Annotated in this window: 11 protein-coding genes and 1 tRNA gene; all 12 read left to right on the plus strand. The window is 37.3% G+C overall.

What is annotated here, in order from left to right:
* Positions 1-138: 138 nt before the first annotated feature.
* A tRNA-Ser gene (locus tag AB1349_05180) sits at positions 139-226 on the plus strand.
* Positions 227-420: 194 nt separating this feature from the next.
* Positions 421-1611: an acetate kinase gene (locus AB1349_05185; GenBank protein ID MEW6556732.1), complete on the plus strand. Its 1191-nt coding sequence runs from the start codon at positions 421-423 to the stop codon at positions 1609-1611.
* A gap of 102 nt (positions 1612-1713) precedes the next feature.
* Entirely contained in the window at positions 1714-2502 is a 789-nt protein-coding gene (locus AB1349_05190; GenBank protein MEW6556733.1) for a dihydropteroate synthase, read from the plus strand.
* A gap of 179 nt (positions 2503-2681) precedes the next feature.
* Positions 2682-4346 (plus strand): NADH-ubiquinone oxidoreductase-F iron-sulfur binding region domain-containing protein, encoded by a 1665-nt coding sequence (locus AB1349_05195; protein ID MEW6556734.1) that lies wholly within the window; start codon positions 2682-2684, stop codon positions 4344-4346.
* Positions 4334-7027: a formate dehydrogenase subunit alpha gene (gene fdhF / locus AB1349_05200; GenBank protein MEW6556735.1), complete on the plus strand. Its 2694-nt coding sequence runs from the start codon at positions 4334-4336 to the stop codon at positions 7025-7027. The genes AB1349_05195 and fdhF overlap by 13 nt, the downstream gene beginning before the upstream one ends.
* Positions 7020-7610, plus strand: a complete 591-nt coding sequence (locus AB1349_05205; GenBank protein MEW6556736.1) for a molybdenum cofactor guanylyltransferase — start codon at positions 7020-7022, stop codon at positions 7608-7610. Before fdhF ends, AB1349_05205 begins: the two co-directional genes overlap by 8 nt.
* Before the next feature lie 51 nt (positions 7611-7661).
* Positions 7662-9374 carry a formate--tetrahydrofolate ligase gene (locus AB1349_05210; protein ID MEW6556737.1) on the plus strand — a complete coding sequence of 571 codons (1713 nt, stop codon included), beginning with the start codon at positions 7662-7664 and terminating at the stop codon, positions 9372-9374.
* Positions 9375-9418: 44 nt separating this feature from the next.
* Positions 9419-9718 (plus strand): winged helix-turn-helix domain-containing protein, encoded by a 300-nt coding sequence (locus tag AB1349_05215; GenBank protein ID MEW6556738.1) that lies wholly within the window; start codon positions 9419-9421, stop codon positions 9716-9718.
* A 59-nt stretch (positions 9719-9777) separates the two neighbouring features.
* Positions 9778-10587 (plus strand): hydrogenase small subunit, encoded by an 810-nt coding sequence (locus AB1349_05220; GenBank protein ID MEW6556739.1) that lies wholly within the window; start codon positions 9778-9780, stop codon positions 10585-10587.
* A gap of 98 nt (positions 10588-10685) precedes the next feature.
* Complete coding sequence (locus tag AB1349_05225; GenBank protein ID MEW6556740.1) at positions 10686-12179, plus strand: nickel-dependent hydrogenase large subunit; 1494 nt, start codon at positions 10686-10688, stop codon at positions 12177-12179.
* Positions 12157-12669, plus strand: a complete 513-nt coding sequence (locus tag AB1349_05230; protein MEW6556741.1) for a HyaD/HybD family hydrogenase maturation endopeptidase — start codon at positions 12157-12159, stop codon at positions 12667-12669. The genes AB1349_05225 and AB1349_05230 overlap by 23 nt, the downstream gene beginning before the upstream one ends.
* The gene (locus AB1349_05235) at positions 12641-13309 is read left to right on the plus strand and encodes a methylenetetrahydrofolate reductase C-terminal domain-containing protein (protein MEW6556742.1); all 669 of its coding nucleotides are present in this window, start codon (positions 12641-12643) and stop codon (positions 13307-13309) included. Before AB1349_05230 ends, AB1349_05235 begins: the two co-directional genes overlap by 29 nt.
* The last annotated feature ends 45 nt before the right edge of the window (positions 13310-13354 follow it).

A 13354-nucleotide genomic window follows, 5' to 3' on the forward strand; every position in this document is an offset into this window, starting at 1 on the left:
GCAGAAGTTTCACTATTAGTGAAGGTTGTGCAGGACTTATTTTTTCCCGATTATTATACATATTAGTCGTCGGTAAATCAATAATACTATGAGTCAAAAAACAGCGTTTTCACGCATTTTTCAGGTTAAAAAGTATATGGAGAGGTGGCCGAGCGGCTGAAGGCGCAGGTCTCGAAAACCTGTAGAGTCTTTTAGGCTCTCGTGGGTTCAAATCCCACCCTCTCCGGGTAATAGGTAAGTTTTGCTGAAATTTGTAAGTTGTAAGCGTGCTCCGACAAATTGGAGCACGACTAAATGGTGATTAAAAATCATCGACTACAAAAACTGAACTGTTTCCTTGACATTTACATATGAATGGGGCTGACCAGATATTAGGATTTCACAATTTCAGAAAAGTGAAATCGTCAGACGGAGGCGAGTATGAAAATCCTTGTGTTGAATTGCAGAATCTATTCTATTGAGTATGAGGTTTTTGAAATGCCGCAGGAAAAAGAATTGTGTAAAGGTATCTTGAACCATATCGGGTTTGATGATACAATACTTACACATACTGTTGGCAATAAAACCGAAAGAATTGTTCAGCAGGTGCTTGACCATCAGAAAGGGCTTGAACTTATTATAGCCACAGTTACAAATTCTAAGTACGGTTGCCTTAAATCCAAAGATGAAATTGATGCTATTGGGCACAGGGTTGTTCACGGTGGATGGACATTCAGAAGTTCTGTGATTGTTGATGAGAATGTAAAAAAAGAGATTTACAAAGACTTTGAACTTGCACCACTTCATAACCCGTATAATCTTAAAGGAATAGAAGTAGCAGAAACACTTCTATCAGGTAAAAAAAATGTTGCAGTATTTGATACTTCATTTCATCAGACAATACCTGAAGTTGCATTCCGATATGCACTGCCTGAACGGTTATATCAGGAATATAAAATCAGACAATACGGGTTTCATGGTATTTCGCATAAATATATTGCTGAACGAACCGCACAACTCTTAAAGAAAAAATCGGCTACTTTAATTTCGTTCCATCTTGGTGCCGGCTGTTCTGCATGCGCAATCAGAGATGGGAAATCTGTAGATACTTCTATGGGATTTACACCGCTTGAAGGGCTTGTTATGACTGATCGTCCTGGTGATGTCAGTTCTGGCGTTATTCTGTATCTTTTGAGAAGTGGCTGGACATTGAGCGAACTTGAAATGTGTCTGAATAAAGAAAGTGGCACCTTTGGGCTTTCAGGAATAAGTACTGAGATGAAAAAAGTGGTTGAATCAGCCCAGAAAGGCAACGAAAATGCGAAACTTGCAATAGATGTGTTTGTCTATAGAGCAAGAAAATATCTCGGCTCATACTGGTTTGTATTAGATGGTGAAGTTGAAGCAATATCGTTTACCGGTGGTATTGGTGAAAACTCGCCGCTTATTAGAGAAAGAATACTTGCAGAACTTGATAAATTCGGAATAAAAATTGATTCAAAAAAAAATGAAAAAGCAATCGGTGTAGAAAATGAAATAAATGATAGCGACTCAAAAGTCAAAGTATTCGTTTTACCGAGAAACGAAAAAATTTTAATCGCAAAAGAAACAATGGAAATAATAAAAGGTTAAAAGCAGGTGAAAGGTAAAAGGTTAAAATGTTCCTATAAAGAGTCAAGCGAAGGATGTTTGGAGTTTGGAGTTTGTCGTTTGTCGTTATATTAGGAGGTTTTTATGTTCATTATCGGTGAAAAGATTAACGGGATGTTTAAAAATGTACGGGAAGCAATCCAGACAAAAAATAAAACAATAATTCAGGAACTGGCAAGACAGCAACTTCTAGCTGGTGCGGATGCGCTTGATGTAAATGTTGGTCCTGCATCCGCGGAACCACTAAAAGATATGGAATGGCTTATTACAACAATTCGGGAAACTACTGATAAACCGCTCGCTATTGACACAACAAAATTAGATGTTATGGAAAAAGGGCTTTCAATCGCCGGTGCGGGCTCGTTTCTAAATTCAACTTCCGGTCAAAAAGAAAAATTGGATTTACTTCTGCCACTTGCCAAAAAATATAATACAAAAATAATCGCATTAACAATGACGAAATCCGGTGTCCCAGCAAATGCCGAATCACGACTGGAAATAGCAGCGAATATTGTTGCCGCAGCAATAGAACATGGGATAGAACCTGAAAATCTTTATATTGATGCGGTAATACTACCTGTAAATGTTGCGCAAGACCATTCCCGCGCTGTTTTGGAGACAATCAGACAGTGCAAACTTATCTGTGACCCGCCACCCAAGACAATTCTTGGTTTGTCAAATGTTTCGCAGGGAACACTTGACCGTCCGCTGGTTGATAGAACATTTCTCGTAATGGCATTAGCAGCAGGACTTGATGCTGCGATATTAAATCCGCTTGATAAAGAACTGATGGATGCAATGATAACAGCGGAACTTTTACTTGGCAAACAACTTTATTGCGATTCATATCTTGAGGCATACCGAAAAAAATAATATAGAAAGTATGAGTGATACGGTGATAAGTTGATAAGTTGATATGTAAAAACATATTCCGTATTATCGTATAAACATATCACATACAGATGTATGGACACTTGGCTGATAGATTTAAAATTTCAAAATTGTTGAAAATATCACAAACCAAAATTTTTTCTGTAGCAAGTTTTTAGAAAATGGATTTCACAGAATTGAAACAAATTGCTTACAAAGAGTGGGAAAAAATTGTAAACCCGTCAAAGATTCTGATATTCGTAGGGCTTGGAACCTGCGGGAAATCTGCCCAAGCAGAAGAAGTAGAAGCAGTATTGTCCGCACTGTGTAAAAAGAAAAAAGTTGATTTTGAAATAATCCAGGTCGGTTGCATCGGGCTTTGCTATTTAGAACCATTAGTTGAGATAATTAAACCTGCCCAAACACCTGTATACTTTGGTAATCTCACAGTTAAAGAAGTTCCTAGGATTGTTAATTATATTTTGCATAATAAAATTCCACAGAAACTTATTGTTGATGTAAAAAAATTACTGAAATATCAAACCAGAAGAATTCTGAAAAGATGTGGACTTATTAGCCCGGAAAATATCTATCATTACATTGCGAACGATGGATACAGCGGGATAGATTTAGCATTGAAAATGTCGCCGGAAGGAATTATCAACGAAATAAAAAAATCCGGGCTTCGCGGTCGTGGTGGTATTGGTTTCCCGACGGGTAGAAAATGGGAATTATGCCGAAACGCGAATACATACGAATTAGAAAATACGAATAAACACGAATTAAAAAGTATTCGTAGAAATTCGTGTTGTAATTCGCACAAATTCGTGATTTGTAATGCTGAAGAAGGTGAACCTGGCACTTTTAAGGACCGGCTTCTGTTGGAAAGCGACCCGCATTCTGTTATTGAAGGTATGCTTATCGCAGGTTATGCGGTTGGTGCTGAAACTGGCTATATCTATATCAATCATAATTACACAATTGCGATAGATAGAGTCAAAAAAGCAATAGAAGAGGCAACAAAATATGGACTGCTTGGTAGAAATATTTTGGGCTCCCAATTTAATTTCCAGATTTTTGTCACATCTGCCGAAGGCGGTTATGTTTCCGGCGAAGAAACAGCACTTCTGGAATTGCTTTCAGGTAAAAAAAGTATTCCGCGTTCAAGACCGCCATATCCAGTTGAAAAAGGTGTATTCAATATGCCAACAGTTGTGAATAATGTTGAAACATATGCTAATGTGCCACAGATTATATTATATCATACAGAATGGTTCAGACAATGTGGGAATGTAAACAGTAGTGGGACAAAATTATTTTCAGTTTCAGGCGAGGTAAATAGACCAGGTGTAGTAGAATTACCATTAGGTATCCGCTTGAGACGGCTAATTTTTGATATTTGTGGTGGCTTACCGAAAAATAAAAAATTGAAAGCTGTTTCCGTCGGTGGACCTACCGGTGGCTGTGTGCCTAAAAAATATATTGATATATCAGTGGACTTTGATTCACTTTCCGAAATTGATGCTGCGATGGGTTCAGGCGGTATTATTGTTATAGATGAAACACAATCTATGGTTGAACTATGTAAATATTTTGCAAAATTCAATATGAACGAATCCTGTGGAAAATGTAGCCCTTGTAGAATTGGCACGGTGCATTTATTCAATATCTTGAAAAAGATTACAGATGGTAAAGGCACAACCGATGATATAAATAAACTGCAAGAACTTGCAAAAACAATTAAACTAACTGCTTTGTGCGGGTTAGGTCAGTCCGCACCGAATCCGGTAATATCAACATTAAAACATTTTTATTCTGAATATCAAAAAGTTCTATGCCACAAATAAAAGTAATTATTGATGGTAAAAAGATAGAAACTTCTAAAGGGCTAACTGTGTTAGAAACAACGAGACAAAACGGGATTTATATACCATCTGTTTGCTTTCATCCCGACCTTGCACCTTACGGTGGTTGCCGACTGTGTATCGTGGAGATTGACGGTATAAAAGGACTGCCAACAGCATGCACCACATATATTGAAGATGGTATGGTTATCAGAACAAATACTGAACAACTCCAAAATTTACGCCGTCAGGTTTTTGAACTGATTCTGACCGAGCATGATAAATCCTGTACAACCTGTCTGAAAAATTTAAGATGTGAATTACAAACAGTCGCCGCTTATCTGGGAGTTGAATCTTTGTCTTTGCCTTATATAGAAGAAAAAGAAAAAAAATTAACCGTTTTTATAGACGAGCCGTTTTTCAACCGCGATTATAATTTGTGTATTCTTTGTGGAAGATGTGTTCGTATCTGCGAAGAAGTAAGAAAAAACAATGCAGTAGATTTCATATCACGCGGGATTAAAACAGTGCCGGGTACGGCATTTGCCAAAAGACTTCAGGATTCGGATTGCGAATTCTGTGGTGCATGTGTGGATATTTGCCCGACGGGCGCACTTTTAGAAAAGGATTTTTACGAAACATTAAATCCGGACAGAACTGTGACAACAATCTGTCCCTACTGCGGTGTCGGATGTTCAATAAAACTGGAAATAAAAAATGAGAAAATTATCAGAGTCACACCTGACTTAAACGGTCCGGTAAACAAAGGGCAGTTATGTGTGAAAGGGCGATTCGGTATAAAAGAGTTCGTGCATCATAAAGAACGGCTTACAAAACCACTTGCGAAACAACCTGATGAAAGTTTTAAGCAAATTTCATGGCAGGAAGCACTGAATTTGGTTGCTGAAAAAATTCCAGAATATAAAGGTGATAAAATCGCAGTTATGTCGTCAGCAAAATGTACAAACGAAGAAAATTATATAATACAGAAATTTACACGAACGGTATTGAAAACCAATAACATTGACCACTGTGCCCGACTCTGTCATGCACCGACTGTTGTAGGTTTAGCGCAAACACTCGGCTCAGGTGCGATGACCAATTCAATTTCTGAGATTGCGGATGCTAAAACTATTCTGTCAATTGGTTCTAATTCTACATCTACTCATCCTGTGATTGGCTTAAAAATAAAAAAAGCAGTTGATAACGGTGCCAAACTGATAGTTATCAATCCAAAAAAAATTGAATTATGCCAGTTTGCGTATCTTTCGTTACATCATAAACCCGGAACCGATGTTGTATTACTCAACGGTATTGCAAAAGTTATAATTGACGAGAATCTGCAGGATAAAAAATTTATCCATGAAAGATGCGAAAATTATGAAGAATATATCAAACATATAAAAAGTATATGTTTAGACGAAGTAGAAAAAGTTACCGGTATTAAAAAGGATTTGATAATAGAGACAGCAAGGATTTATGCAACCCAGAAGCCCGCATCCATTTTGTACGGTATGGGCATAACACAGCATTCGCACGGTACCGATAATGTATTTTGTATTTCTAATCTGGCGCTTTTAACCGGCAACATAGGAAAACCATCAACTGGAATAAATCCGTTACGTGGCCAGAACAATGTTCAAGGTGCGTGTGATATGGGTGCGTTGCCGAATGTTTTTCCAGGCTATCAAAAAGTAAATGATAACACTGCAAGAGAAAAGTTTGAAAAATTTTATGAGACAGAATTAAATTCTCAACCCGGTTTAACTTTAACAGAAATGTTTGAGAAAGCACATAAACGGGAAATTAAAGCGATGTATATTATCGGCGAAAATCCGGTATTGAGCGAGCCCTGTTCAAAACATACAGAATGTTCATTAACTGAACTAGACTTTTTGGTAGTTCAGGATATGTTTCTGACTGAGACAGCAAGATACGCAGATGTTGTTTTGCCTGCATGCAGTTTCGCTGAGAAAGAAGGAACATATACAAATACCGAACGACGAGTCCAACTCTTAAATAAAGCAATAGAGCCGCTGGGCGAATCAAAACCCGACTGGCAAATTGTCTGCGAACTTGCAAAAGAAATGAAATCAGGATTTGATTTTGAGAATCCGTCTGAGATAATGGATGAAATTGCAAGTATTGTTCCGATTTACGGCGGTATTTCATATAAGCGGTTAAAACAAAATTCATTGAAGTGGCCCTGTCCTGACGAAAATCATCCCGGAACTGATATACTGCATAAAGATAAATTTACACACGGGAAAGGTAAGTTAATGCTCGTAACATATAAGCCGTCAATAGAAATTACTGATGATAAATACCCGTTTATACTTACAACTGAACGGCTTCTTTATCATTATCATACTGGAACACTTACCCGAAAAGTTAACGGGCTAAATAAAATCAAACCGGAAGAACTGCTTGAGATAAATCCGTTAGATGCTGAAAAACTTGATATTAAAGATGGTGAGTATATTAAAATTGTTAGCCGGCGGGATGAACTCCAAGTTAAAGCGAAGATTTCTGAAAATCTGCCTGAAGGCGTTGTATCTATGAGTTTCCATTTTGCTGAAATACCGACGAATACATTGTTTAATCATACTGCAACCGACCCGCTCTCAAAAATACCGGAGTTGAAGATCTGCCCCGTCAGGATTGAGAAACTAATAAATGAATAAAAACATTTCTGCGGTTGTTTTAGCAGGCGGAAAAAACGGACGGTTCTCTGGCTTTAATAAAGCGTTTCTTAAAATAAACGGCAAAAGAATTATTGATTCAACACTGGATATTCTAAAGAATATTTTTCGTGAAATAATAATTGTCACCAATAACTATGCAGATTTTGCCGAATTCCATGATATAACAGTTGTCAGTGATATTGTAAAAAATTGTGGTCCTGTAGGCGGTATTTACACAGGACTAAAAACGATAAATACCGATTATGCTTTTTTTGTTGCCAGTGATATGCCGTTTATAAATAAAAATCTGATAGAACAAATTCTGAAATTAGCGTATAAAAAAAATACAATTGCTGTTATGCCATGCTCTGAAAAAGGGTTGGAACCGCTTTTTGCCGTGTATAACAAAAAAATTATAACAGGTCTTGAAAAAGCGATAGAAACAGAAAAATTATCAATTACCAAAATAATTGAAAAAATGGATTATGACCGTCTAAAACTGACCGAAGATGAAACGCAGTTTTTGATAAATATAAATACTGCTTCTGATTTTTACCGCTATTCGCGTCCGTTCGCAATATAGAGATTGACATAACCCAATTTTTTTGTATAATATCAGTGGAGGTAAAAAACTATGGCTAAAAATGTGCCGTCAGATATTGAGATTGCACAATCAATCAAACTGGAACCAATTATGGAGATTGCAGAAAAAATCGGAGTAAGAAAAAACGAACTTGAACTACATGGCGACTACAAGGCGAAAATAAAACTGGAAATTCTTGAGCGGCTCAAAGATAAACCACAAGGCAAATATATTGATGTAACCGCAATCACACCAACACCATTAGGTGAAGGAAAAACAGTAACAACAATCGGGCTTTCACTCGGGCTTAATAAAATTGATAAAAAGGTTATTACTACTATCAGACAGCCATCATTAGGCCCTGTTTTTGGTATTAAAGGTGGCGCAGCAGGAGGCGGATATTCGCAGGTTTTACCAATGGAGGACTTCAATCTGCATCTTACCGGCGATGTCCATGCGGTATCAATCGCTCACAATTTGTGTATGGCATTTCTGAATAATGCACTTTACCGACGACAAATAAATATAGACCCCAAAAAAATCTTATGGCGGTATGTTGTTGATGTCTCGGAACGGTTTTTAAGAAATATAATTACAGGGCTTGGTCCCGGTGACGACGGTGCACCACTCTATACCGGTTTTGATATCTCGGTTGCTTCAGAAGTGATGGCGATTCTGGCATTAACAAGTTCACTGCGGGATTTAAGAGAACGATTAAGAAAAATAGTGGTTGCATTCACATATGATAACAGACCTGTAACCGCAGAAGATATAAAAGTTGCTGGTGCGATGGCGGTACTCTTGAAAGATGCAATCAAGCCTAATTTGTTGCAGACGACAGAAGGCACACCGTGTTTTGTTCACGCAGGACCTTTCGCAAATATCGCACACGGGAATTCATCAATCATTGCGGATAAAATTGCATTAAAACTGACTGATTATGTGGTTACAGAAAGCGGATTCGGTGCGGATTGCGGAATGGAAAAATTTATGAATATCAAATGCAGATATTCCGGGCTTATACCGAATTGTGTTGTGATGGTTTGCTCAATCAGAGCGTTAAAAATGCATTCAGGTAAAATAAATGTTGTTGCCGGTAAATCGCTACCGGATGAACTTGCAAAAGAAAATTTAGAATTGGTAGAACAGGGTTTGTGTAATTTAGAAAAACAGATTGAAAATGCAAAATTGCATGGTGTGCCAGTAGTGGTTGCAATCAACAGATTCACAACAGATACCGATAGAGAAATAGAACTTGTCAGAAAAAAAGCAGTTGAATTTGGTGCTGAAGATGCTGTTGTTTCAGATGTTTGGGAAAAAGGTGGCGAAGGTGGTAAGGAACTTGCAAAAGCAGTTGTAAAAGCATGCGAGAAAAAAGAAGGCGGACGACAATTCAGGTTCCTATATGAACTGAACTGGCCTATCAAGAAAAAAATAGAAACAATTGCAACAAAAATTTACGGTGCAAAAGATATACAATATCTTCAACCTGCAGAAGAAAAAATTAAACTCTATACCGATTTAGGCTGGGATAAATTACCGATAAATATGGCGAAGACGCATCTGTCACTTTCACACGAGCCAAGTTGGAAAGGTAAGCCGAAGGATTTTATATTGCCGATTCGTGATATTCGCGCATCAGTCGGCGCCGGCTTCCTGTATCCGCTTTGCGGCGAGATGAGAACAATGCCAGGACTGCCATCAGTCCCCGCAGGTACCAGAGTTGATATAGACAAAGATGGTAAAGTCATCGGCTTATTTTAGTATTTCACAATTTCAGAATTCTGAAATTGTGAAAAAGAGAGGTGATGTATATGTCACAAATTTTATTAAGAGTTTTAAAGGCAGTATCTAACGAAAGGAGAATAAAAATAATAGAACAATTGTTAAGACACAAAAAAATAGGATTAGCCAAAATTGCTCAAATAACAAATATACCAGTTTCATCAACTTGCCGACACTTAAAGATGTTAGAAACTAATTTGATGGTGCAGCATCAAATAAAAAATGGTAAAGTATATTATTCATTAAATCCTAAGAGACCCCTACGGTTCAATAGAAACATTATTAGCCTTTTGAAAAAGCAACGAAAGAGATATAAATATTAAATTTCACTTTTCTGAAATTCTGAAATTCTGAAAAACTGGAATTCCTATTTGAGGGTTAAATGCCGAAAGAATTTCCTGTTGTATGGTTTCAGGGCGCTGCGTGTAGCGGGTGTGCGATTTCTGTCCTGAATTCGTTAAGTCCGACAATAAAAAATGTTTTGCTGGATGAACTGGTTCCAGGTAAACATATAAACTTGAAATTTATGCCGACGATAATGACCGGCTCGGGAAAAATTGTTATGGATATCCTGCTTGAAACCCAAAAAGCGAAAGATTATATTTTGATAGTTGAAGGTGCAATTCCTGAAAATGGTTTTGGTGATATCGGCGAAAAATCAATGGAAAGTGTTGTTGAGGAATTGGCAGAAGATGCATCTGCAATAGTATCGCTCGGGAGTTGTTCGGCGTTTGGTGGTATTCCCAAAGGGAATCCTAATCCGACAAAAGTAAAAAGTGTTGAAAAATTTCTGGATTTTAAAAACATAAAAAAACCCGTGATAAATATTCCCGGCTGTCCACCTCATCCGGATTGGTTTGTTGGAACTGTTGCAAACATATTGCTGTTTGGCATACCTGAATTAGATGAACTTTCAAGACCCAGACTTTTCTATGGAAAACTTATTCATGAAAATTGCGAACGAAGACCTTATTTTGATAAAGGTAAATTTGCCAAAAAATTTTCAGATGAGGGATGTCTTTACGAACTTGGGTGCAAGGGACCCTATACAAACGCTGACTGTCCGATAAGGAGTTGGAATTCCGGGGTCAATTGGTGTATCCAAAACGGTTCACCTTGTATCGGCTGTGTAGAGCCGGAATTCCCTGATTTAGAAGCGATGTATAAAAAAACAAAATGGAATAACAAATGAATTTGCGGAATGACAGGTTTTAACCTGTTGTTAATGGAGTAAATTCACACACTAATGTAGCCGAGGTTTCAACCTCGGTGAGCGGAGCGAAACAAAATATGTCAAAAATAGTGATTGACCCGGTAACCAGAATAGAAGGACATCTGAAAATTGAAGCAATTATTGATAATGGTATTGTAAAAGATGCGAATTCATCAGGAACTCTTTTTAGAGGATTTGAAATAATCTTAAAAAACAGGGACCCCCGCGATGCTTCACAAATTACACAAAGAATCTGCGGTGTCTGCCCAATCTGTCACGCCACTGCTTCTTCTTTAGCGCTTGATTCTGCCTTTGGTATTGACGATAAAATAACAGATAACGGTCGTATAATAAGAAATTTAATACTCGGTTCAAATTTTTTACAGTCACATATTTTGCATTTTTATCATCTCGCCGCACTTGACTTTGTTAAATCACCAGATATCCCCCCCTTTATTCCAAGATATGAAGGTGATTATCGTTTTTCTGAAAAGGAAAACGCTGAACTTACACAACACTATTTGAAAGCACTTGAAATAAGACGAAAAGCACATGAAATGCTTGCAATTTTTGGTGGTAAAATGCCGCATAATGTCGGAATCATTGCAGGTGGGGTGACGGAAAAACCAACAACAGATAAAATTACAAATTTTTTATGGCGACTGAATGAAATCAGAGAGTTTATAGACAATGTTTATATTCCCGATATTATTGCGGTTGCAAAAAAATATTCCGATTATTTCAGGATTGGTGCCGGCTGTAAAAATTATCTTGTATATGGTGTTTTTGATTTAGACGGTAAAGAAAAGGATTTACTTAAAAGAAATCGGCTTATTAAATCGGGCAGGGTATCTGCAGATTTGAGATGTGATATTGTAGATTCATTAAAAATCACCGAGGATGTAAAACATTCATGGTATGATGATTCGCAATCGCATAAACAGCCGGCACAAGAAGAGACAATCCCGAAATATGGAAAAAAAGATGGCTATTCCTGGATTAAATCACCAAGATACGCTGATATGGTTTATGAAGTCGGTCCATTGGCAAGAATGCTCGTGAACTATGTTTCCTGGGACGAAACCGTAAAAAAACTTGTTGATTCGGTTCTTACAGAATTTAAAGCAAAGCCCGATGTGTTATTTTCCGTGCTTGGTCGGCATGCCGCAAGAGCGCTGGAAACAAAATATGTTGCTGATAATATGGCTAACTGGATTTTACAATTAAAACCTGCCGAACCGGTTTATACTGATTATAATATTCCAGAAGAATCTGAAGGAATGGGGCTAACAGAGGCACCTAGAGGTGCGTTGGGACATTGGATAAAAATTAAAGAGGGGCGAATTGAAAATTATCAATGTGTGGTACCAACAACTTGGAATGCTTCGCCAAAAGACGATAAAGACCAACCCGGTCCGATTGAGCAAGCAATTATCGGTACAAAAATTAATGATGAAAATAATCCGTTTGAAATTGTCCGAATAGTGCGTTCGTTTGACCCGTGTCTTGCCTGTGCAGTTCATCTTGTTGATTTGCGAGGTAATGCAATTGGAGAATTCAAAGCTACATAAAATTGCTGTTGTTGGTTTTGGAAATATTTTGATGGGTGATGAAGGTGTTGGTGTCCATGTTATAAAAGAATTACAAAACCCTTCTACTTTCTACCGTCTACCTTCTACCGTTGAGTTAATTGACGGTGGAACTGCATCATTTGATGTAATTTTATCGCTTAAAAATGTTGACAAACTAATAATTATTGATGCTATAAAAAACGGTGGTATTTCTGGAGAAATTTATAAATTTCAGAATTTCCAAATTTCCAAATTTGGAAATTTGGAAATTGAAAAATTATCTTTGCACGATATAAATATAATTGATGCGTTAAAAATTGCTGGAAAAGTTGGACAACTTCCAAAAGAAATTATTTTTATTGGGATTGAACCCAAAGAGATTCTGCCCAAATTGGAACTTTCCGAAGAAGTTAAAAATAAAATACCGGAAGTTATAAAAATGGTTATGTCGGAGATAAATCATGATTGTCTCACAGCAAAAGCCAATTGACGAAATTCTAAAAATGCTTGAAGGCGAAAAAAGCGTTTTTGTTGTTGGTTGTAACGGTTGTGCCGAGGTTTGTGAAACCGGTGGCGAAAAAGCATGTGTTGAGTTAAAACAGAAATTGGAAGCATCAGGTATAAAAGTTGCAGGATGCACAGTTGTTGATTTTATGTGCAACAAACTTTTGGATTCTCTAAAAATTCTAAGACATAAGAAAAAAATTGATAGTGCAGATTCAATTCTTGCTTTGACCTGTGGAATTGGGGTTCAAGCAATTGCCTCGGTAATAGATAAATATGTTCATCCAGCAAACAATACGATTTATCTTGGTGGATTTCAAGGGCTCTGGCCATCAATAGAAAAATGTGCTGAATGCGGGGATTGCGTTCTGGATTTAACAGGTGGAATTTGTCCAGTTATAAACTGCTCAAAATCGTTATTAAACGGGCCCTGTGGTGGTACAAAAAATAGTAAATGTGAGATTGACAAAGAACTGGATTGTGGCTGGGAAAAAATCTATAACCGACTTAAAAAACTGAACAGACTTGAAAATTTTCAGAAACTTGTAAAACTTCGTGACTATTCAAAAATGTTTCCATCTGCTGAACTAAGAAACACTGGTTTTTACGATATTGAAAAAGAGTAAAAAAAGGTACAGTAGAGAGGAGGACACTTGCTCATTTAGCTAAAT

The sequence above is a fragment of the Elusimicrobiota bacterium genome (genome assembly GCA_040757695.1).
Classification (GTDB): Bacteria; Elusimicrobiota; UBA8919; order UBA8919; family UBA8919; genus JBFLWK01.

Bases quoted from the DNA above. Each gene is read 5' to 3' on its own strand.
- AB1349_05190 (MEW6556733.1), top strand. From the start codon at position 1,714: ATGTTCATTATCGGTGAAAAGATTAACGGGATGTTTAAAAATGTACGG.
- AB1349_05235 (MEW6556742.1), top strand. From the start codon at position 12,641: ATGATTGTCTCACAGCAAAAGCCAATTGACGAAATTCTAAAAATGCTT.
- fdhF (MEW6556735.1), top strand. From the start codon at position 4,334: ATGCCACAAATAAAAGTAATTATTGATGGTAAAAAGATAGAAACTTCT.
- AB1349_05205 (MEW6556736.1), top strand. From the start codon at position 7,020: ATGAATAAAAACATTTCTGCGGTTGTTTTAGCAGGCGGAAAAAACGGA.
- AB1349_05215 (MEW6556738.1), top strand. From the start codon at position 9,419: ATGTATATGTCACAAATTTTATTAAGAGTTTTAAAGGCAGTATCTAAC.
- AB1349_05195 (MEW6556734.1), top strand. From the start codon at position 2,682: ATGGATTTCACAGAATTGAAACAAATTGCTTACAAAGAGTGGGAAAAA.
- AB1349_05225 (MEW6556740.1), top strand. From the start codon at position 10,686: ATGTCAAAAATAGTGATTGACCCGGTAACCAGAATAGAAGGACATCTG.
- AB1349_05210 (MEW6556737.1), top strand. From the start codon at position 7,662: ATGGCTAAAAATGTGCCGTCAGATATTGAGATTGCACAATCAATCAAA.
- AB1349_05185 (MEW6556732.1), top strand. From the start codon at position 421: ATGAAAATCCTTGTGTTGAATTGCAGAATCTATTCTATTGAGTATGAG.
- AB1349_05220 (MEW6556739.1), top strand. From the start codon at position 9,778: ATGCCGAAAGAATTTCCTGTTGTATGGTTTCAGGGCGCTGCGTGTAGC.